Annotated in this window: 18 protein-coding genes; 9 read left to right on the top strand and 9 right to left on the bottom strand. The window is 74.7% G+C overall.

Annotated features, from left to right (window positions below; all coding sequences use genetic code 11):
• Nucleotides 1-49: 49 nt before the first annotated feature.
• Nucleotides 50-1,624 (top strand): LCP family protein, encoded by a 1,575-nt coding sequence (locus tag N555_RS0116465; protein ID WP_029432596.1) that lies wholly within the window; start codon nt 50-52, stop codon nt 1,622-1,624.
• 72 nt (nt 1,625-1,696) lie between these two features.
• On the opposite strand, the gene N555_RS0116460 is transcribed toward N555_RS0116465, so the two are convergent.
• The 4 genes from N555_RS0116460 to N555_RS0116445 are packed head-to-tail and all read right to left on the bottom strand — an operon-like array spanning nt 1,697 to nt 5,441.
• Nucleotides 1,697-2,452: a decaprenylphospho-beta-D-erythro-pentofuranosid-2-ulose 2-reductase gene (locus tag N555_RS0116460; RefSeq protein WP_029432595.1), complete on the bottom strand. Its 756-nt coding sequence runs from the start codon at nt 2,450-2,452 to the stop codon at nt 1,697-1,699.
• Nucleotides 2,453-2,462: 10 nt separating this feature from the next.
• Nucleotides 2,463-3,818 carry an FAD-binding oxidoreductase gene (locus N555_RS0116455; RefSeq protein WP_029432594.1) on the bottom strand — a complete coding sequence of 452 codons (1,356 nt, stop codon included), beginning with the start codon at nt 3,816-3,818 and terminating at the stop codon, nt 2,463-2,465.
• Entirely contained in the window at nt 3,811-4,893 is a 1,083-nt protein-coding gene (locus N555_RS0116450) for a decaprenyl-phosphate phosphoribosyltransferase (RefSeq protein ID WP_231502866.1), read from the bottom strand. The genes N555_RS0116455 and N555_RS0116450 overlap by 8 nt, the downstream gene beginning before the upstream one ends.
• On the bottom strand, nt 4,890-5,441 hold the full coding sequence (locus tag N555_RS0116445) for a phosphatase PAP2 family protein (RefSeq protein ID WP_051684159.1): 552 nt from the start codon (nt 5,439-5,441) through the stop codon (nt 4,890-4,892). The genes N555_RS0116450 and N555_RS0116445 overlap by 4 nt, the downstream gene beginning before the upstream one ends.
• A gap of 96 nt (nt 5,442-5,537) precedes the next feature.
• Here N555_RS0116445 and N555_RS0116440 point away from each other — a divergent pair, with 96 nt between their 5' ends.
• From N555_RS0116440 to N555_RS0116420, 5 genes are all read left to right on the top strand, one after another.
• Entirely contained in the window at nt 5,538-6,341 is an 804-nt protein-coding gene (locus N555_RS0116440) for a TIGR03089 family protein (RefSeq protein WP_029432591.1), read from the top strand.
• Nucleotides 6,342-6,385: 44 nt separating this feature from the next.
• Nucleotides 6,386-7,159, top strand: coding sequence for a CoA transferase subunit A (locus N555_RS0116435; RefSeq protein WP_029432590.1), 774 nt, complete (start codon nt 6,386-6,388; stop codon nt 7,157-7,159).
• Between the two features lie 3 nt (nt 7,160-7,162).
• A complete protein-coding gene (locus N555_RS0116430) occupies nt 7,163-7,831 on the top strand; it encodes a CoA transferase subunit B (protein WP_029432589.1) in 669 nt (222 codons plus the stop codon).
• Nucleotides 7,832-7,841: 10 nt separating this feature from the next.
• The gene (locus tag N555_RS0116425; RefSeq protein ID WP_029432588.1) at nt 7,842-8,663 is read left to right on the top strand and encodes a DUF1028 domain-containing protein; all 822 of its coding nucleotides are present in this window, start codon (nt 7,842-7,844) and stop codon (nt 8,661-8,663) included.
• 74 nt (nt 8,664-8,737) lie between these two features.
• Nucleotides 8,738-11,857 (top strand): arabinosyltransferase domain-containing protein, encoded by a 3,120-nt coding sequence (locus N555_RS0116420; protein ID WP_029432587.1) that lies wholly within the window; start codon nt 8,738-8,740, stop codon nt 11,855-11,857.
• Between the two features lie 6 nt (nt 11,858-11,863).
• On the opposite strand, the gene N555_RS0116415 is transcribed toward N555_RS0116420, so the two are convergent.
• The 3 genes from N555_RS0116415 to N555_RS0116405 form a co-directional block, all read right to left on the bottom strand.
• Entirely contained in the window at nt 11,864-14,035 is a 2,172-nt protein-coding gene (locus N555_RS0116415; RefSeq protein ID WP_029432586.1) for an MMPL family transporter, read from the bottom strand.
• A 5-nt stretch (nt 14,036-14,040) separates the two neighbouring features.
• Nucleotides 14,041-14,637 carry a TetR/AcrR family transcriptional regulator gene (locus tag N555_RS0116410; RefSeq protein ID WP_029432585.1) on the bottom strand — a complete coding sequence of 199 codons (597 nt, stop codon included), beginning with the start codon at nt 14,635-14,637 and terminating at the stop codon, nt 14,041-14,043.
• A 102-nt stretch (nt 14,638-14,739) separates the two neighbouring features.
• Complete coding sequence (locus N555_RS0116405; RefSeq protein WP_029432584.1) at nt 14,740-15,639, bottom strand: helix-turn-helix transcriptional regulator; 900 nt, start codon at nt 15,637-15,639, stop codon at nt 14,740-14,742.
• A 101-nt stretch (nt 15,640-15,740) separates the two neighbouring features.
• Here N555_RS0116405 and N555_RS0116400 point away from each other — a divergent pair, with 101 nt between their 5' ends.
• Genes N555_RS0116400 through N555_RS0116390 form a run of 3 tightly spaced genes read left to right on the top strand, consistent with a single transcriptional unit; the run spans nt 15,741 to nt 18,746 of the window.
• Nucleotides 15,741-16,781 (top strand): NAD(P)-dependent alcohol dehydrogenase, encoded by a 1,041-nt coding sequence (locus N555_RS0116400; RefSeq protein WP_029432583.1) that lies wholly within the window; start codon nt 15,741-15,743, stop codon nt 16,779-16,781.
• The gene (locus N555_RS0116395) at nt 16,778-17,980 is read left to right on the top strand and encodes an MFS transporter (protein WP_034511171.1); all 1,203 of its coding nucleotides are present in this window, start codon (nt 16,778-16,780) and stop codon (nt 17,978-17,980) included. The genes N555_RS0116400 and N555_RS0116395 overlap by 4 nt, the downstream gene beginning before the upstream one ends.
• 46 nt (nt 17,981-18,026) lie before the next feature.
• On the top strand, nt 18,027-18,746 hold the full coding sequence (locus N555_RS0116390; RefSeq protein WP_029432581.1) for a metallophosphoesterase family protein: 720 nt from the start codon (nt 18,027-18,029) through the stop codon (nt 18,744-18,746).
• 26 nt (nt 18,747-18,772) lie between these two features.
• On the opposite strand, the gene N555_RS0116385 is transcribed toward N555_RS0116390, so the two are convergent.
• On the bottom strand, nt 18,773-19,273 hold the full coding sequence (locus N555_RS0116385) for a cyclic nucleotide-binding domain-containing protein (RefSeq protein WP_051684158.1): 501 nt from the start codon (nt 19,271-19,273) through the stop codon (nt 18,773-18,775).
• 20 nt (nt 19,274-19,293) lie between these two features.
• Nucleotides 19,294-20,097, bottom strand: an 804-nt coding sequence (locus tag N555_RS0116380) for an acyl-CoA dehydrogenase family protein (RefSeq protein ID WP_029432579.1), incomplete at its 5' end; no start/stop codon positions are given.

Raw genomic sequence — 20,097 nt, 5'->3', positions numbered from 1 at the left:
AGGGGCAGCCACCGACAGCGCGCGTGGCCTGAAAGGGAAGGACGCCTCCGTGAGCCCCAAGAACCCCGTTCCACCCGGCGAGCCCGGCGACCGGCAGCTGCCGGCCCGCCTGGACCCCCGGCTGGGCCGGCCCGGCTCCGGTCGCACGTCCCGGTCGGACCGACCGGCCGACGAGCGGCGGGGCGGCACCCGTCCCCCCGGACGCCGCACGCACCGCGGCACCGTCCTGGCCCGCGTGGTCGCCGGCATCGTCTCCGCCGTCCTGCTCGCCACCACCGGCTGGGGCTGGTACCTCGGCCAGCTCGCGGAGGCGTCGGTCAACCGCACCGACGCCATCCCCGACAGCGGGAACGAGGACGAGGGCAACGGCGGCGAGGCGATGAACATGCTGCTGGTCGGCAGCGACAGCCGCGCGGACCTGACCCCCGAACAGCTCGTCGAGCTGAACGCGGGCGAGGACTCCGGCCTCAACACCGACACCGTCATGCTGGTGCACGTCCCCGCCGACGGGTCGGGCGCGTCCTTCGTCTCCTTCCCGCGCGACTCCTACGTGGAGATCCCCGGGTACGGGTGGGACAAGCTGAACGCCGCCTACGCCTACGGCTACCAGGAGGTCGACGACAGCCTCCCCGAGAGCGAGCGCCAGGCGGGCGGGGCGCAGCTGCTCGTCCAGACCATCCACGACCTCACCGGCCTGCAGATCGACCACTACGCCGAGGTCGACCTGCTGGGCTTCTTCGAGCTGACCAACGTCGTCGGCGGCGTCGAGGTCAACCTGTGCCAGGCCGTCGACGACCGCCAGTGGTCCGGCGCCTTCTTCCCCGCGGGCGTGCAGACGATCAGCGGCGCGGACGCGCTGAAGTTCGTCCGCCAGCGGCACAACATCGGCAACACGAGCACCGACTTCGACCGGATCAAGCGCCAGCAGGTCTTCATCGCCGGCGTGCTGCGCAACATGCTGTCCAACGACGTGCTCCTGAACCCCGGCCGGCAGCGCGAGCTCGTCGAGGCCGCCTCCAGCGCCCTGACCGTGGACCAGGGGCTGGACCTGTTCCAGCTCGCCCAGCAGATGCAGGCGGTGGAGCTGGACAACGTGGTGTTCCAGACCATCCCGTACGTCGACGCCGACGACCGCGACGACCAGGGCCGCTCGATCATCCGGCTCGAGGACGAGGACGTGCTGCACCAGTTCTTCGCGCAGCTGTCGGCCGAGCCCGAGGCGCCGGCCGAGGAGGCCCCCGCGCCGCCGGCGACCGTCGACCCCGCCGTGGTGACCGTCGACGTGCTCAACGGCTCCGGGACGTCGGGCCTGGCGCGGAGCGCCGCGGAGGAGCTGACGGCCGCCCGGTTCGTCGTCGCCGAGACCGGCAACGCCGACAACAGCGACTACTCCCAGACCGTCGTCCGGCACGCCGCCGGCGACGAGGCCCTCGCCGCGACCGTGGCCGCCCAGATCCCCGGCGCGACGGTCGAGGTCGACGACACGCTCACCTCGGGCACCGTGCAGCTGATCCTGGGCTCGGACTTCAACGGCGTCGGCGTCGCCACCACCGTCCAGCCGCCGCCGGCCCAGGTGGCCGGTGAGGACGTGCGCACCGCCCAGGACCAGACCTGCATCAACTGACGAAGGACCCCCTCGCCCCCCACGCCTCGCAGGCTCGGCGCGGGCCCCTGCGAGGGGGCCGACGGGCGGAAGTCAGATGGGGAGCTTCCGGAAGATGGCTCGCGGGGTGTGCCGCAGGCCGCTCATGACCCAGCGCATGGCGCCGGGCACCCACACGGTGTGCCGGCCCTTGCGGACGCCGGTGACGATGGCCTCGGCCACGGCCTCGGGGGTCGTCGCCAGGGGCGCGTCGGGCAGGCCCTCGGTCATCTTCGACCGGACGAAGCCCGGCCGGACCACGAGCACGGAGACGCCGCTGCCGGCCAGCGAGTCCGCCAGGCCGCTGTAGAAGGCGTCGATCCCGGCCTTGGTCGAGCCGTAGACGAAGTTCGACGCCCGGGCCCGCTCCCCCGCCACGGAGGACAACGCGACGATCGACCCGTGGCCCTGGGCGCGCATGCGCTCGGCCAGGACGGTCCCGACGACGACGGGCGCCACGTAGTTGACCCGGGCCAGTGCGGCGACGGCAGCCGGGTCGTGCGCGAGCTGCTCCTGCTCCCCGAGCTGCCCGAACGCGACCACGGCCACGTCGACGTCCCCGCCGGCGGTGGCCGCGGCGACCATCCGCTCCGGCGACGCCGGGTCCTCGGCGTCGAAGTCGACGACCTCCACGGTCGCGCCGGCGGCCCGCAGCTCCTCGGCCACGGTGGCGCGCCGGGCGCTGTCCCGCGCGGCCAGGACGACACGCAGCGGCCGCTCCTGCAGGTAGCGGTGGGCGGTGGCGACGGCGATGTCCGACGTCCCCCCCACCAGGAGCAGGGAACCCACCGAGCCGAGCGCGTCGATCACAGGGAGAGCCTCACAGTTCCAGTCGGCGGGCCAGGTCGGAGGTGAAGACGCCGTCGGGGTCGACGCGGGCACGGACGGCGCGGAAGTCGTCGAGTCGCGGGTACATGCGGGCGAAGACCTCCGGCCGCACGCGGGAGTCCTTGGCCAGGTAGGTGCGCCCGCCGACGTCGACCACGGGCTCGTCGAGCTCGTCGAGCAGCCGGGCGAGGCCGGAGACCACCGGGATGTCCAGCGCCAGCGTCCAGCCCGGCGAGGGGTAGGACAGCATGCCCGGGTTCCCCTCCCCGAAGCGCTTGAGCACCGCCAGGAAGGAGGCGTGGCCCGAGGAGCTGATCCGCTCGAGGACGTGCCGCAGCGTCTCCTCGGAGCCGAAGGGCACGGTCACCTGCCACTGCACGAAGCCGCGGGGGCCGTAGATGCGGTTCCAGGCGCCGACCCCGTCGAGCGGGTGGAAGAACGTCGGGATGCTCTGCAACTGGTCGCGCTTGCGCTTGGGGGCCTTGCGGTACCAGAGCTCGTTGAACGCCGAGACGGTGGCGACGTTGAGCAGCCCCGGCGGGAAGACGTCGGGCACCGAGACCTTGACCGACTGGCCGTAGCGCAGCGGGTCGGCCTGCTTGCGCGCCGGCAGCTCGTCGCGGCGGGCGAACCGGCCTCGGGTGAGGACCGAACGGCCCATGCGGGCGCCCTTGGTGACGCAGTCGATCCAGGCCACCGAGTAGTCGTAGAGGTGGTCGCCCTCGCTCAGCATCGTCAGGAGCGCGTCGAGGTCCGGCGTCCGGTCGGTGTCGACCAGCGTCTGCGAGGTCTCGATCGGCTTCATCCGGACGCGGGCACGCAGGATCACGCCGGTCAGGCCCATGCCGCCGGCCGTGGCCCAGAACAGGTCGGCGTCGGCGTCCGGGCCCACGCGGCGCACCTGGCCGTCGGCGGTGAGCAGGTCCAGCCAGCGCACGTGCTGGGCGAAGCTGCCCGCGACGTGGTGGTTCTTGCCGTGGATGTCCGCGGCGATCGCGCCGCCGACGGTGACGTAGCGGGTGCCGGGGGTGACCGGGACGAACATCCCCAGCGGCACGAAGAGGTTCATCAGCCGGTCCAGCGAGATGCCGGCCTCCACCTCCACCTCGGCGGCGGCGAGGTCGACGTCCAGGACCCGGTCCGCGCCGGTCATGTCCAGCACGTGCCCGCCGGCGTTCTGCGCCGCGTCGCCGTAGCTGCGGGCCAGGCCGCGCGCGACGACCCCGCGCCCCCGCGACTCGGCGAGGACCTTCCGGACGTCGGCCTCGTCGCGGACCCTCTCCAGCAGTGCCGGGGTCGGCGCGGTGCGCCCCCACCCGGTGAGCTGTGCGGTCGTTCCGTCAGGCACTCAGGACCCCCAGACCCATCGCGACGGCCCACAGGACGCCGAGGCAGAGCAGCACCCGGTCGCCGAGGACGATGTCCTCCGGGGCGCCGGCCTCGCCCTTGTCGACGTCCCGGGCGTACAACAGGATCGCCAGCACGAACGGGGCGATCGAGATCAGCGACCACGGCACGCCGTCCTGGGCCTCGCCCATCTCGAACGCCCACAGGCTGTAGGCGGTCACGGTCACCGCGGCCGACAGGCTCCACACGAAGCGCAGGTAGCTGGCCGAGTACTCCTGCAGCGTCTTGCGGGTGGCGGCGGCGTCACCGATGAGCACGAGCTCGGAGTACCGCTTGCCGGCCACCATGAACATCGAGCCGAACGCCGCGACGAGCAGGAACCACTGCGACAGCGCGAGGCCGGCGGCCACACCGCCGGCGATGCCGCGCAGCAGGAAGCCGGACGCGACGACCGCGAGGTCGATGACCGGCTGGTTCTTGAGGAAGAGGCAGTACCCGAGCTGGATCACCACGTAGCTGCCCAGCACCCAGGCCAGCGCCGGCCGGGTGAGCAGCACGGCCACGACCAGGGCGACGGCGAAGAGGACCACCGCCATGCCGACGGCGAGCCCCCGGGGCACGATCCCCGCGGCGATCGGCCGGTACCGCTTGCGCGGGTGCCGGCGGTCCTCCTCGACGTCGATCGTGTCGTTGACGAGGTAGACACCGGACGCGGCCAGGCAGAAGAGCAGGAAGGCGACGGCCGTCGGGCCGATGACGTCGGGGTCGAACACCTTCCCGGCGGCCAGCGGCGCGGCCAGGACGAGGACGTTCTTCGCCCACTGACGGGGGCGCAGGGCCCGGACCAGTCCCCAGGCGAAGGTGCCCCGCCATCCGGGGAGGCGGGGGGCGAGGGGCGGGGACGCCGGCGGCGACGCGGGCACGGCTGCCGCCGGCGGCACGGGGGGCAGCGCAGGTGGCGCCGCCGGCACCGGCTGCGGGGCGGTCGGCGGCCCGGTCAGGACCTGGGGGACCGAGGGCCCCGGGTCCGGCGACGGCGCCGCCGACCCCGGGGTGCCCGGCTGGGAGATCGTCACGCGAACGCCTTCCTGCCGTCGGAGCCGACCAGCCGGCGGCGGACGAGAACGGCCGTTCCGGCCCCGAGCGCCGCTCCGGACAGCACGTCGGAGGGGTAGTGCACGCCCAGCAGCACCCGCGACACCAGCATCGCGCCGGTCAACCCGGCCATCGGGAGGCGCCCGACCATGGGCGAGAAGCCCACCGCGGCCGCGGCCGTCGAGCAGCTGTGCGCGCTGGGGAAGGAGAGCCGGCTCGGGGTCCGGACGAGCGCGGGGACGTCGTCCAGCTGCGGGCGCACCCGGCGCACGACCCGCTTGACGATGACGCCGGCGGCGTGGGCCGCCACCACGCCCACGGTGCCCGCGGCCCACTCCCGGCGGCGCCGGCCGGATGCCCAGCCGGCGGCCCCCAGGGCGATCCAGCCGAGCGCGTGCTCGCCGAGGTGCGAGAGGCCGCGGGCCACCGGGACGGCGGGGGTCGAGCCCAGGGTGCGCCGCGTGGAACGCAACAGCGCGTGGTCGGCCCGGATCAGCCGGGAGCCGGGGCCACCATGGGTCGAAGTCATCGGGGGGAACTGTAACCGCGCCGTGATGCGTGCCGCCCGCTCCGCGACGGAACCACTCGACGGGATGGTCCCCGGGCGGACGTGCACTCTTGTCGGGTGCGTACTCCCGGCTCCGCCACCCCTGCCGACCTCCTGCGCGAGGCGCTGCGCCGCGCTCCGGCCGCCCCGCTGATCACCGCCTACGACGACGTCGCCGCCTCCCGCGTGGAGCTGTCGGCCACGACGTTCGCGAACTGGGTCGCCAAGACCGCGAACCTGCTGCAGGAGGAGTTCGACGTGGCCCCGGGCAGCCGCGTCGCGGTGGTGCTGCCCGTCCACTGGCAGACCGCCGCGGTGCTGCTCGCCGCCTGGAGCTGCGGCGCCACGGTGGTCGAGGCCGCCGCCGAGGACGACGGCGCCCTCGCCGACGCCGACCTGGTGCTGGCCGACCAGGACCGGCTGGAGCCGCTGGCGGAGCTCGACCTGCCCGAGCTCCTCGGGCTGTCGCTCCACCCGCTGGGCATGGGCATGACCGGGTACTCCGGGCCGGCCCGCGACTTCGCCGTCGAGGTGCGCACCCACGGTGACGTCTTCACCGCCTGGCAGCCGCCGGACCCGGCCGGGACCGGGCTGGTGCTCGGCGGGCTGGAGCTCACGCTCGAGGGCCTGGTGGAGACGGCGACGGCCCTGGCCGGGCAGCTCGGGATCGCGGCCGGGGACCGGGTGCTGGTCGACGCGCGCACCGCGACCGAGGCCGGCCCGGTCGCCTGGCTCCTGGCGCCGCTGGCCGCCGGTGCCTCGATGGTCCTGGTCACCGGGGCCGACCCGTCCCGGCTGCCGCGGCGCGCGGCCGACGAACGGGTCACGGCTACGCTCGGCCTCCGGATCGAGGGCATCCGCGAGCTGGGCCGCCCCGCCTGACGCGGGCGCCGGCCGGCCGCACGCGACGGACGGTGGGTTCCTGCATGGACAAGGTGGTGGCCTCGGCGCGCGAGGCCGTGGCGGACGTCGGCGACGGCGCCACGCTGGCGGTGGGTGGGTTCGGCCTCTGCGGGGTGCCGATCACCCTGATCGACGCGCTGCTGGAGTCCGGCGTCCGGGACCTCACCACGATCTCCAACAACTGCGGCGTCGACGACCAGGCGCTGGGCGTGCTGCTGTACGCCGGGCGGATCCGGAAGACGATCAGCTCGTTCGTCGGCGGCAACAAGGAGCTCGCGCGGCTGTACCTGTCCGGTCAGCTGGAGGTCGAGCTCACCCCGCAGGGGTCGCTGGCCGAGCGGCTGCGCGCGGGCGGCGTCGGCATCCCCGCCTTCTACACGCCCACCGGCGTCGGCACGATGGTCGCCGACGGCGGGATCCCGGTGCGCTACGACGCCGACGGCACCGTCGTGCAGACGTCGAAGCCCAAGGAGGTCCGGGAGTTCGACGGCCAGCAGTTCGTGCTGGAGACCGCGCTCACCGCCGACTTCGGCCTCGTCCGTGCCGCGGTCGGCGACCGGCACGGCAACCTGGTGTTCAACCAGTCCGCCGCGAACTTCAACCCGCTGGCCGGCATGGCCGGGCGGATCACGATCGCCGAGGTCGAGGAGCTGGTCGAGCCCGGCGAGATCGACCCCGCCCGCGTGCACCTGCCCGGCGTCTTCGTCGACCGGGTCGTCGAGGTCGGCACCGCCGGCAAGGGCATCGAGAAGCGCACCACCCGCCCCCGCCCGTCCACCACTCCGCAGGGGGCCTGACGCATGACCCTGACCCGCGACCAGCTCGCCGCCCGCGTGGCCCAGGAGCTGACCGACGGCTCCTACGTCAACCTCGGCATCGGCATGCCCACCCTGGTGCCCAACTTCGTGCCCGACGGCGTGCACGTGGTGCTGCACTCGGAGAACGGCGTGCTCGGCGTCGGCCCCTACCCCTTCGAGGGCGAGGAGGACCCGGACCTGATCAACGCCGGCAAGGAGACGGTGACGATCCTGCCGGGCGCCAGCTTCTTCGACTCCTCGGCCAGCTTCGGGATGATCCGCGGCAAGCACCTCGACGTCGCCGTCCTCGGCGCCATGCAGGTCAACCCCCGCGGCGACCTGGCCAACTGGCTCATCCCCGGGAAGATGGTCAACGGGATGGGCGGCGCGATGGACCTCGTCCACGGCGCCCGCCAGGTGATCATCATGATGGAGCACGTCGCCCGCGACGGGTCCCCGAAGCTGGTCCAGGAGTGCACCCTGCCGCTGACCGGCAAGGCCTGCGTCGACCGGATCATCACCGACCTGGCCGTCGTCGACGTCACCCCGGCCGGGTTCGTGCTTCGCGAGACCGCCCCCGGCGTCGAGGTCGACGAGGTCGTCGCCGCCACCGGTGCGCCGCTGACCGTCGCCGACGACGTGCGCCCGATGTCGCTGCCCGCCACCGCCTGACCCGCGCCCGGTGACCTTCTCGATCGTCGCCCGCGATCCGGCCAGCGGTGAGATGGGGATCGCCGTCTCGTCCTGCATCCTCGCCGTCGGGCGGGCGGTCCCCCGCGCCCGGCCGGGGGTCGGCGTGGTGGCCGTGCAGGCGCGCAGCCCGCGCGGGATCGGCGGGGTGCTGCTGGCGGGCCTCGCCGACGGCACTCCCCCGGCCGACCTGGTCCGCCGGGCGGCGCACGCGGCCGACGACGGCGACCGGCAGCTCGCCGTCCTGTCCTCGACCGGGGCCGTCGCCGCCGACACCGGCCCCGGCGCCTTCCCGGTGAGCGGCCAGATCGTGGCCGAGGCCGTCAGCGTGCAGGGCAACATGCTCGCCTCCGACGAGGTGCTCCCGGCGATGCTGCACGCCTTCACCGTGACCGCGGGCGCCCTCGCAGACCGGCTGCTCGCCGCGCTCTCGGCCGGTCAGGCCGCCGGCGGTGACCTGCGCGGACGACAGTCCGCGGCACTGCTCGTGGTCTCGGGCGAGCCGGAGACCGAGGAGGACGACGGCGTGCGGGCCGACCTGCGGGTCGACGACTCCGCCGATCCGGTGGCCCAGCTGCGCATGCTGCGCAACCTGCAGCGCGCCTACGCCGAGCGGGACTACGACACCCTCGCGGTGTTCGCCCCCGAGGGCTCCCGCGACCTCTACGCGGCGTTGGCGGCCTCCCGGCGCGGCGACCGGGCCGCCGCCCGGACGGCGCTGGAGTCGATGCGGGCGCGGCCGGACTGGGCCGCCTGGCTGGCCGCCATGGCCGGTGACCAGCGCCTGGCGGGGGTCTCCCGGCTGCTGGACTGACGGCGGCCCGTGACCGGAGGGGAGCGCACCTACACTCCCTCGCGTGACCGGCCGCCCCCAAGGAGTGACCAGCTGTGACCGGGGTGTCCGTGGCCGCTGCTGAGGGCGCCCCGCAGCCCTCCGGCTCGAGGACCGGGCCGCGCTGGCTGCCGTGGCTGCTGGCCCTCCTCACCCTCGGCCTGGCCGCCGCGCTGCCCCTGGCTCCGATCGTCGTCGACACCCCCGAGGTCCGGTGGCCGGCCGACCCGGACGACCCGCGGTCGACGACGGCGCTGTTCATGCCCTACCGGCCGATCGACCTCGCCGTCGCCGTCCCGTGCGCCACCCTCGCCTCGGTCGCCGACCGGCAGGAGTCCTCGGACGTGGCCGTCGTGCTCGGCACGGCGCTGCCCGACTCCGGACGGGGACGCGACCGCTCGCTGTTCGTGTCGGTCGCCGACGGCTCGGTCCGCGTGCTCTCCTCGGGCCGCGAGCTGTGGAGCGGCCCCGTGCCCACCGGGTCCGGCTGCCGGCTGACCGTGCAGGCCGACCAGTCCGGCTCGCGGGTGTCGACGGCCTCCGACGGCGCCGCGGAGACGGTGCTGGCCGACGTCCCCGGGGCCCCGGTCCCCGAGGTGGTCGCCTTCACCACCGACGTCGTCCCCGCCGACGGTGCCGCCCCCACGGTGGTCGCCCATCCCGACGCCCGCTTCCAGTCGTCCCCGACGCCGGTCAAGATCGCGCTGCTCGTCGCGCACCTGGCCGCCCTGGCCGGCTGCCTCTGGCTGCTCTCCCGGTCCGTCCCGGCCGCCGCCCGCCCGCGCGACGGCCCGGATCCCGACCGGAACCCGCTGCCCGGCTCCCCCGCGTCCGCCCGGGGCCGGTGGCGGCTGGTCGCCGGGCTCGCCGACGCCGTCGTCGTGCTCACCCTCGTGGGCTGGACGGTCATCGCCCCGATCCAGACCGACGACTTCTACTACAGCCTCGAGGCGCGGACCCTCGACTCGGCCGGCTTCGTCGGCAACCAGGTGCGGTACTTCGACGTCCCCGAGGTGCCGTTCGTCCTCACCCAACTGCTGCTGGCCCCGCTGGCCCACCTCTCGGCGGCGCCGCTGGTCCTGCGGCTGCCCTCGCTGCTCGCCGGGCTGGCGGTCTGGTGGCTGCTCACCCGGCGGCTCGTCCCCCTCCTCGTCGAGCGTCCGCACCCCGCCCTGCGGGGAGTCGCCGGCATCGCGCTGCTCGCCTGGTGGCTGCCGTGGAACACCAGCACGCGCCCCGAGGCCTTCGTCGCCCTGGCCTGGACCGTCACCCTCGTCCTCGCGCTGGAGGCGATCCGCCGCCGCCGTCCGCTTCTGGTGGGACTCGCCGCCGTGGTGGCCGGCCTCGCCGTCACCGTCACCGCGTCCGGGCTGGCCTGCGCCGCGACCCTCGTGGTCCTGCTCCCCCGGCTGTGGCCCGTGCTCGCGGCGTCCCGGTGGGGGGTCTGGGCCACCTCGGCCCTGGTGGTCGCCTGCGGCAGCATCCCCGTGGCGGTCGTCTTCGCCGACTCGAGCCTGGCCTCGGCGCTGGCCGCGCTGCGGGTGCACCGCGAGGTCGGGCCGCAGACGCCGTGGTGGACGGAGCCGATCCGCTACTGGTACCTGATGCTCGGCAACGACCCCAACCAGCGGAACTTCGCCCGCCAGGTCGTCGTGCTCACCACCCTCGCCGTGGTCGTCGGGCTCTCGATCGCCCTCCTGCGGGTCACGCGGCGGGCCTCGGGCCGCATCTCCTGGGCGGTCCCGGCCCTCGCGTTCCTCGCGGTCAACGCCGCGCTCGTCCCGACGCCGACCAAGTGGAGCCACCACTTCGGTGCCCTGGCCGGTGCCGGCGCGCTCGCGCTGACGGTGGGGGTGGCGGTGCTGGTGCGCCGCCGGCCGGACCGGTGGGCGTCCGTGGTCCTGCTCGCCGCGGTCGCCGTGACCGCCGCGGTGGGCTTCCACGGCGGGAACGACCAGGTGGAGTACTCGGCCTACGGCGTGGACCGGGTGCTGCCCGCGGTCCTCGGGAACCCGGCGCTGTGGCTCGCCGCCGGGCTCGCCGTGTCGGCCGCGGTCACGTTCCGCCGCCGGCGTCGGGCCGCGGGGGCCGATCGCGTCGCCTGGCGCTGGCCGGAGGCGGTCGTCGGCGCCCTGGGCGCGGTGCTCGTCACGAGCCTGGTGATCCAGGTCGGCAGTGCCACGCTGGCGAACTGGCGGCTGCGGGACACCTGGTCGATGGCGGGGGACGCCGTCGACACCCTGACCGGGGGCGGGAGCTGCGGCTTCGCCGACTCCGCGGTGGCACTGACCGGCGCAGAGCGGCTCGACCCGCTGGGCGGGGACGCTCCTCCTCCCGCGGCCGGCACGCTCCCCCCGGGGCTGGACGGCGACCGGCTCGACGGGACGGCGCCCGCGGGGGTCTCCGTGCTGTCGACGTGGCAGGCCTCGCCGGCGGACCCCGCCGTCACCGAGGTCGCCACCCCGTGGCGGGAGACGGCCGGCCTGACCGAGCGCGACGTCCTCGCGGTCACCGTCGCGGGCGTCCCGGGCCCCGGCACCCAGGCGGTGGTCGACCTGGCCGCGGCCGTTCCCGGCGGAGAACCGCGGGTCCTGGAGTCCCGGCCGGTCGACCTCCCCGCGGCCGGCGGAGCGCCGGAGTGGAACCGCGTCCTGCTGGGTCCGGCGGTCGAGCTGCCCGCCGGGACGGACCTCGTCCGGCTGCGCCTGGTCGACGCCGACGACGCCCTCGGGGTCGGCGATCCCGGGCAGCGGTGGCTGGCCGGGACCGAGCCCTACCGGATGGTCGGCCGCACGCTCAGCGACCTGCTCCCCGAGGACGAGCCGGTCGTCGTCGACTGGCCGCTGGGCTTCGCCATGCCCTGCCAGGAGCCGCCGCGGATCGCCGACGGCATGGTGGAGCCGGTCGAGTGGCTGGTGCAGAGCATCACCTTCGCCGACACCCCGCCGCTGACGGTGATCGACGGCGGTGGCAGCTACTCGACCGCCCCGGAGGTCAGCGACGTGACCACGTACGTGGGGTTCACGCCCGGGGTCTCGCCGTACACGACGTGGGGCAACCTCGTGCACTGGGACCCGCGGCTGGCCCAGGACGGGTACGAGCTGGTGCACGACACCCGCGTGGTGGGCGGGTGGGGGTGGTGGCCCGGCGCAGGTCCGGGGCCGTCCCCGGACTGAGCCGTGTCAGCGCGCCCCGGCGCCGACCGGGGTGTCCTGCGGAGCCGCCGCGCCCGCGTCCAGGGCCGCGCCCTCGACGTCGACCCGCGGCAGCCAGCCGAGCCAGCGGGGCAGCCACCAGGCCCGCTCCCCCAGCAGCGCCATCGCGGCCGGGACCAGGACCATCCGCACGACGAAGGCGTCGAACACGATGCCCGTCGCGAGGGCGAACGCGATCATCTTGATCGTCGCCTCACCGGCCGGGACGAAGCCGGCGAACACCGCGAACATGATCAGCGCGGCGGCGACGACGACCGGGGCGGCCTGGCGGAAGCCGGTGCGGATGGCCGCGAGCGGCTCCGCGCCCCGGGTGTGCGCCTCGTGCATCCGCGAGACCAGGAAGATCTGGTAGTCCATCGCCAGGCCGAAGAGGATCCCGATCACCAGGATCGGCGCCAGGCTGATCAGCGGCCCGGTGTCCTCGAGGTTGACCAGCCCGCCCAGCCAGCCCCACTGGAAGACCGCCACGGTGGCGCCCAGCGCGGAGCCCACGGTGAGCAGGAAGCCGAGGACGCCGACCAGCGGCACCAGCAGCGAGCGGAACACCAGCACGAGCAGCACCAGGGCGAGGCCGACGACCAGCACGAGGTAGACCGGCAGGGCGTCGTCGAGGGCCTGCGCGACGTCGACGCTGACGGCGGTCTGGCCGGTCACCGACACCTCGATGCCGTCCAGGTCGCCGAACTCGGCGCGCAGGTCGCCGACCAGCTGCTCGGTGGCGGGGTCGGCGGGCCCGGACTCCGGGATGACGTTGAGCGTGGCGACCGTGCCGTCGGCGTTCGCCTCCCCCGGGACGGCGCGCGCCACGTCGCCGACGTCGCCGACCGTGCCGGCGGCCTGCTGGGCGGCGTCCGCGGCGCCGTCCCCCTCGAAGAGGACGACGAGCGGGCCGTTGAAGCCCGGACCGAAGCCCTCGGCGAGCAGCGCCTGGGCGCGGGCCTCGGTGCTGCCGTCGGGCGGGTCCTGCACCAGCGTGGTCTGCAGCGACGCGAACGGGATGGCGACGACGCCGAGCGCCACCACGGCCAGCAGCAGCGACAGCACCCGGTGCCGGGTCACGGCGCCCACCCAGCGGACGAGCCACCCGCCGTCCCGCGGCGCGGCCGGCACCTCGGCCGGGACGGCGCGCTTGCTGCGGGGAAGGGCCCGCGGGCCGAGGAAGCCGAGCACGGCGGGGACGAGCGTGAGCGCGACGAGGACGGCGACCACGATCGTCGCGGCCGCGGCGACGCCCATCTGCGTGAGGAAGGGGATGCCGACGATCGACAGGCCGGCCAGCGCGATGACCACGGTGAGGCCGGCGGTGACCACGGCCGAGCCGGCCGTGCCGACGGCGGTGCTCACCGCGGTGCCGACGTCGGAGCCGCGGCGCAGTTCCTGCCGGTACCGCGTGATGATGAACAGCGCGTAGTCGATGCCCACGGCCAGGCCGAGCATCGCGGCGAGGATCGGCGTCGTCGAGGAGAGCTCGGTGAAGCCCGTGGCGATCGTGACGCCCATGACGCCGATGCCCACGCCGACCACCGCGGTCAGCAGGTTCATCCCGGCGACGAGCAGCGAGCCGAAGGTCACCGCCAGCACGACCAGGGCGACGACGACGCCGATGACCTCGGCGGGGCCGCCCACGTGCGGCGGGGCCTGCACCGCCTCACCGCCGACCTCGACGGTGAGGTCGGCGGAGTCCGCCTCCTCCACCGCGGCCAGCAGCGCGTCCTGCTGCGCCGCGGGCACCTCGCCGCGCTGGGCGTCGAAGACGACCGTGCTGTAGGCGATGGTCGGCTGCGCCGAGTTCACCCCCGGGTTCGCCGGGTCGAACGGGTTCGTGGCCGCCGCGACGCCGGGCAGTTCCGCGAGCTCCCCCACCACGCCCTGCACCGCGGCGGGGTCGAGGACCCCGCCGTCCGGGGAGGCGAAGACGACGCGGGCCGTGGCGCCACCGGCCGCGGAGCCGAACTCCTCGTCGATCCGCTCGAGGGCGGTCGTCGACTCCTGGCCGGGGATGGAGAAGCTGCTGGCGGTCTCGCCGGAGAGGGTGACGGCTCCGACGCCGCCGCCCACCAGCACGGCGAGCCAGACGAGCACCACGGGCAACCGGTGCCGGTGCGAGAAGGCCCCGAGTCGGGACAACAGGACTGCCATGCGGATCAGGCCTCCACCGGGTGGGGATGAGGGAGAACGGCGTCGGGGCGGCGGTGGCCGAGCGCGTCGAGACAGGTGCTCACGATGTACCGCCGCCACGCCGTGGCGCGGCCCTCGGCGGAGGCGGTGAGGGTCAGCACCGCGATCGCGGACAGCGCGCCGATGACGCGGACGAGCCGCTCCTCGTCGGCGTCCTCGGCGGTGACCCCGAAAGCCAGCAGCGCCGCCTCCGACTGGGCCGGGGGCGGGTCGTCGGCGTTCCCGCCGAGCTGCGCGGCGGGCGCCAGCAGCAGCGCGACGATGCCGGGATGGGCCAGCGCGACGTCGACCAGCGCCTCGATCGCCCGCCGGTCGCGGTCGGCACCCAGGGGCAGCGCCGCGACCTCGCGGAGCACCCGGGAGCCGATGTCCTCGGCGTGCGCGAGGACCGCCGCGTACAGGACGTCCTTGCTGGGGAAGTGGTGCAGCAGACCGGCCTTGGACAGGCCGACCGCGACGGCGACGTCCTGCACCGACGTCTTGGCGAAGCCACGGCGGGCGAACAGCGCGGCGGCACGGTCGAGGATGCCCTCGTCCACCTGCTGCCGGAACGGTCGCGCCATGGCGTCGACGGTAGGCGCCGACCGACCGGATCGGTCGGTAACCCACCCGAACCGGTCGGGTGGCGTTGGTCACCGTGGCCGAGGGTGTCTCTCCCCCGCGGGTCAGCCGCGGTCGGTCGTCGGGGTGGCCGGCGCGGCAGGAGCGGGCGCGCCGTGGGTCGCCGCCCAGCTGGCCAGGAGCTTCAGTCCGTCCTCCGACGCCGATCCCGGCTCGGCGGTGTAGATGGTCAGGCGCAGGTCCGAGGCGTCGCCGGCGGGCAGCTCGAGGGTGCGGTAGCTCAGGTCGAGGTCGCCGACCACGGGGTGCCGGAAGTGCTTGACGCCGTCGTGGTGGATGCGGACGTCGTGGGCGGCCCAGCGCGTCCGGAAGTCCGCGCTGACGGTCGACAGCTCGCCGACGAGCTCCCGCAGCTGCGCGTCGTGCGGTCGGCGGCCGGCCTCGGCGCGGAGCAGGGCGACGGTCACGTTCGCCGCGGCCTCCCAGTCGGCGTAGAAGTCGTGCGCCTGCGGGTCCAGGAACTGGAATCGGGCGAAGTTCGCCGCGCGCCTGGGGTCGGCGAAGAGGGGCGAGTGCAGCGCCCAGCCCAGCGCGTTCGTCGCCAGGATGTCCAGGCGGCCGTTGGCGACGAAGGCCGCCGAGCCGGTCATCGAGTCGAGCATCCACTGCACCGGGGGCTGGATCTGCGGCCTGCTGCGACGCTGCGGCGCGCGGGCCGGCCGGCTGGCGGCCCGCGCCAGGTTGAACAAGTGGGTCCGCTCGGCCTCGTCCAGCTGCAGCGCGCGGGCGACGGCCTCCAGGACGTCCTCGGAGACGCCGGCGATGTGCCCCTTCTCCAGCCGGGTGTACCAGTCGGTGCTCACCCCGGCGAGGACGGCGACCTCCTCCCGGCGCAGTCCCGGCACCCGCCGCCGTCCGCCGCCCGGCAGCAGGCCGGCCTGCTCGGGGGTGATCCGGGCCCGCCGGCTGGCGAGGAAGTCACGGATGTCCGCGCGGTTGTCCACGACCTCGACGCTACGACGGCCCGCCGCGGGAGGGGGGTCGAGCCGCTACCCCCCACAAACCCGCCCTCCCACGCCCGCGCTCGGCGGCGTTCGGTGGGTCCATGCGCGTCAACGCCTATGCCGCCCCCGCCGCGGGCCGCCCCCTCGCCCCCACCACCGTCGAGCGCCGGGACGTCGGCACGAACGACGTCCTCATCGAGATCGAGTTCGCCGGCATCTGCCACTCCGACATCCACACCGTCAACGGCGACTGGGGGCCGCAGCCCTTCCCGGTCGTCCCGGGCCACGAGATCGTCGGCGTCGTCGCCGAGGTCGGCTCCGCCGTCAGCACCCATCGCGTCGGCGACCGGGTCGGCGTCGGCTGCATGGTGAACAGCTGCGGCGAGTGCACCAACTGCCGCAACGGCGACGAGCAGTACTGCCTGCAGGGCATGGTCGGCACCTACGCCGCCACCGACCGGGATGGCACCACCACCCAGGGCGGCTACTCCACGCACGTCGTCGTCGACGCCGGGTTCGTCCTGCGGGTGCCCGAGGGCATCGACCCCGCGGCGGCCGCGCCGCTGCTGTGCGCCGGCATCACCACCTACTCGCCGCTGCGCCGTTGGGGCGCCGGCCCCGGCCGGCGGGTCGCGGTCGTGGGCCTGGGCGGACTGGGCCACATGGCGGTCAAGCTGGCGCACGCGATGGGCGCCGAGGTGACCGTGCTGTCGCAGTCGCTGAAGAAGCAGGAGGACGGTCTGCGCCTGGGCGCCGACGCCTACTTCGCCACCGGCGACCCGGCCACCTTCGACGAGCTGGCCGGCCGCTTCGACCTCATCGTCAACACCGTCAGCGCCTCGATCGACGTGAACGCCTACCTCTCGCTGCTGACCGTCGACGGCGCGCTGGTCAACGTCGGCGCACCGGCCGACCCGTTCGCGGTGAACGCCATGTCGCTGATCGGCGGCCGCCGGACCTTCGCCGGCTCGATGATCGGTGGCATCGCCGAGACCCAGGAGATGCTCGACTTCTGCGCCGCGCACGGCATCGGCGCCGAGGTCGAGGTCATCGCCGCCGAGCGGGTCAACGAGGCCTACGAGCGGGTCCTCGCCTCCGACGCCCGCTACCGGTTCGTGATCGACGCCGCGACCCTGCGGTGACCGCGGACTCCCTGACGCTCGAGACCGGGGCGGCGACGTCGGTCGCCGCCCCGGCCCGGCTGCCGCTCGTCGTCTACGTGCTGGCCGTCGGCACGTTCCTCATGCTCACGACCGAGTTCGTGGTCGCCGGCCTGCTGCCGGAGATCGCCGGCGACCTGCGGGTCGGCGTGGCCCAGGCGGGACTGCTCATCACGGTGTTCGCGGCCGGGATGATCGTCGGCTCGCCGGCGATGGCGCTGCTCACCCGCGGGCTGCCTCCCCGGACGACGCTGCTGCTCGCGCTGGCAGTGTTCGCGGCCGGGCACGTCGTCGTCGCGGTCGGGAGCAGCCTCCCGCTGCTGCTCGGCGCGCGGTTCGTCACGGCCTTCGCGACGGGCGCCTTCTGGTCGGTGGCGTCGGTCGTCGCCACCCGGGCCGCCGGCCCCGGTTCCGGCGCCCGCGCCCTGGGCCTCGTCGGCGCCGGGGGCATGCTCGCCAACGTCGTCGGGGTGCCGATCGGGGCGTTCGCCGGCCAGCTGTCGGGCTGGCGCGGCCCCTTCTGGGCCCTGGCCGCGCTGGCGCTGGTCGCGGTCCCGCTGGTCGCCCGGTACGTCCCGCGGGACGACGGCGCCGGGCCGGCGACCTCGGTGCGGTCGGAGCTGGGCGCGATGCGGTCCGTTCCGCTGTGGCTGGTGCTGGCCGCCTGCGCGACCACGACCGGCGGCGTGCTCTCGGCCTACTCCTACATCTCCCCGTTGCTCACCGACCGGGCCGGCATCCCGGTGGGCCTGGTACCGCTGGTGCTCGTCGGCTTCGGCGTCGGGTCGCTGATCGGGACGGTCCTGGGCGGCCGCCTCGGCGACGTCCGCCCGCACGCGACGACCATCGCCGTCGCCGCGTCGACGACGGTCGTGCTGGTCGCTCTCTGCCTCGTCTCGGGCTCCGCCGTCCCCACGGTGGCGCTGGTGGTCCTACTCGGGCTGCTCGGGCTCAGCGCGAACCCGGTGCTGTCGGCGCTCGCGGTGCGGTTCGCGGGGGTGGCCCCCACGCTCGGGGTCGCGCTGTCGGTCGCGGCCTACAACCTGGGTACCGCGGTCGGCTCCGGGGTCGCCGGCGCCACCCTCGACTCGGGGCTCGGCGCGACCGGTCCGGTCGTGGTGGGCGCGGGCATCGCCGTCCTGACCCTCGTGCCGACGGTCGCCCTCGCCCGCACCAGGTGACGCGCCGGCCGACCGCAGGATCCTCGCCGGTGGGCGATCATGCGGCATGAAGATCCTGGCCGTCTCCGACCTCCACTACCGGCTCCCGCACTGGGACTGGCTGGTGGACGCGGCGGCCGAGGTGGACGTGGTGGCGATCGTGGGCGACCTCGCCGACGTCGTCAGCCCGGTGCCGCACGAGGTGCAGACGGTGGTGCTGTCGACGTACCTCGAGCGACTGGCCGAGCGCGCCGTGGTGCTCGCCTCGTCCGGCAACCACGACCTGGACGGGCCGGGCGAGCACGGCGAGCAGGTGGCGACCTGGCTGCACGGACCGGACCGTGCGGCGCTGCACGTGGACGGCGCCAGCGTCGACATCGGGGACACGCGGTTCACGCTGTGCCCGTGGTGGGACGGACCGGTGACCCGCGACGAGGTCGCTGCGCAACTGTCGACCGCGGCCGTCGACCGGCCGTCGCGATGGGTGTGGCTCTACCACGCACCGCCCGCGGGGACGGCGTTGTGCTTCGACGGACGCCGCACCTTCCCGGATCAGGAACTGGCGGACTGGATCGCGCTGCACCGGCCGGACGTGGTGCTGTGCGGGCACATCCACCAGGCCCCGTGGGCGTCCGGCGGCTCGTGGAACGCGCGGCTCGGCGACACGTGGGCGTTCAACGCCGGGAAGCAGATCGGCCCGGTGCCGCCGCACATCACGCTCGACACGGACGCCGGGACCGCCCACTGGTTCGGCACCTTCGGGTCGCAGACGATCGACCTCGGCTGACGCGGCAGGAGGCGACCGGGCGCCGGTCACTCCTCGTCGTGGACGTGGTCGCCCTCCGGGTCGCGCGCCGAACCCGTCCGGGCCCGCGGCCCCTGGTGGTGCAGGAGGGTGTCGAGGATCCGGTCGACCAGGCCGAGGTGCCCGCCGTGGTCGGCGAACTGCCGTTTGACGTCCACGAGGTAGTGCGTCATCCCGTCGAGCCGGGACGCCGTCGTGCGCAGCACCGCGAGGGCGGCCCCGGGCGTGTCGGTGAGGAAGCGGGTGGGGTCGTCGACCACGTGCACGCGCACGTCGCCGGCCGCACGCACGGTCGCCGTCGCGGCGCGGTCGAGCACCACGGACATCTCACCGAAGACCGCCCCCGGGGTGTCGATCCGGGCGAACGGGACGCCGTCGTGCTCGACGACCACCTCGCCGGAGGCCAGCACGAACATCCGACCCGGCCGGGTGCCTTCCTCGATCAGCGCCGTGCCCGGGGACACGTCGGCCACGGGCAGGTCGCTGCTGAGCGCGAGCAGGTCGGTCATCCGCCCAGTGTGCGGGACGGCTACCTCAGCAGGCTCCGGGCGACCACCATGCGCTGGATCTGGTTGGTGCCCTCGTAGATCTGGGTGATCTTGGCGTCGCGCATCATCCGCTCGACCGGGAAGTCCTGGGTGTAGCCGGCGCCGCCGAACAGCTGGACGGCGTCGGTGGTCACCTTCATGGCGACGTCGGAGGCGAAGGACTTCGCGGCGGCGCAGAGACGGCCGAGGTCGGGGTCGACCTTGCCGCCGTCGTGGGCGGCCTCGCCGCGAGCGGCGGCCACGTAGACCAGGTGCCGGGCGGCCTCGATCTGGATGGACATGTCGGCGAGCATGAACTGCACGCCCTGGTTGTCGCTGACCGCGCGGCCGAACTGCTTCCGCTCGCGGGTGTACTCCACGGCGGCGTCCAGCGCGCCCTGCGCGACGCCCACGGCCTGCGCGCCGATGGTCGGGCGGGTGAAGTCCAGCGTCCGCAGCGCGGTCTTGAAGCCGGTGCCCTCGGCCCCGATGATCCGGTCGGCCGGGATGGTGCAGTCGGTGAAGTAGAGCTCGCAGGTGGGCGAGCCCTTGATGCCCATCTTCTTCTCCTTCGGGCCCACCTCGAAGCCCGGGTCGTCGCGGTGCACGACGAACGCGGAGATGCCGTTGGCCCGCTTCTCCGGGTCGGTGACGGCCATGACCGTGTACCACTCGGAGATCCCCGAGTTGGTGATCCAGGCCTTGGTGCCGTTGAGCACCCAGCTCTCGCCCTCGCGCCGGGCGCGGGTCTTCATCGCGGCGGCGTCGGAGCCGGCCTCCCGCTCGGAGAGCCCGTAGCTGATCAT

The organism is Blastococcus sp. URHD0036 (assembly GCF_000701365.1).
In the GTDB taxonomy this organism is placed as follows: Bacteria; Actinomycetota; Actinomycetes; order Mycobacteriales; family Geodermatophilaceae; genus Trujillonella.
Note: the sequence above shows the minus strand (reverse complement) of the source record. Positions and strands in the feature narration are given on the sequence as shown.

Bases quoted from the DNA above. Each gene is read 5' to 3' on its own strand.
- N555_RS0116445 (WP_051684159.1), bottom strand. From the start codon at position 5,441: ATGACTTCGACCCATGGTGGCCCCGGCTCCCGGCTGATCCGGGCCGAC.
- N555_RS0116435 (WP_029432590.1), top strand. From the start codon at position 6,386: ATGGACAAGGTGGTGGCCTCGGCGCGCGAGGCCGTGGCGGACGTCGGC.
- N555_RS0116430 (WP_029432589.1), top strand. From the start codon at position 7,163: ATGACCCTGACCCGCGACCAGCTCGCCGCCCGCGTGGCCCAGGAGCTG.
- N555_RS0116415 (WP_029432586.1), bottom strand. From the start codon at position 14,035: ATGGCAGTCCTGTTGTCCCGACTCGGGGCCTTCTCGCACCGGCACCGG.
- N555_RS0116410 (WP_029432585.1), bottom strand. From the start codon at position 14,637: ATGGCGCGACCGTTCCGGCAGCAGGTGGACGAGGGCATCCTCGACCGT.
- N555_RS0116400 (WP_029432583.1), top strand. From the start codon at position 15,741: ATGCGCGTCAACGCCTATGCCGCCCCCGCCGCGGGCCGCCCCCTCGCC.
- N555_RS0116390 (WP_029432581.1), top strand. From the start codon at position 18,027: ATGAAGATCCTGGCCGTCTCCGACCTCCACTACCGGCTCCCGCACTGG.
- N555_RS0116385 (WP_051684158.1), bottom strand. From the start codon at position 19,273: ATGACCGACCTGCTCGCGCTCAGCAGCGACCTGCCCGTGGCCGACGTG.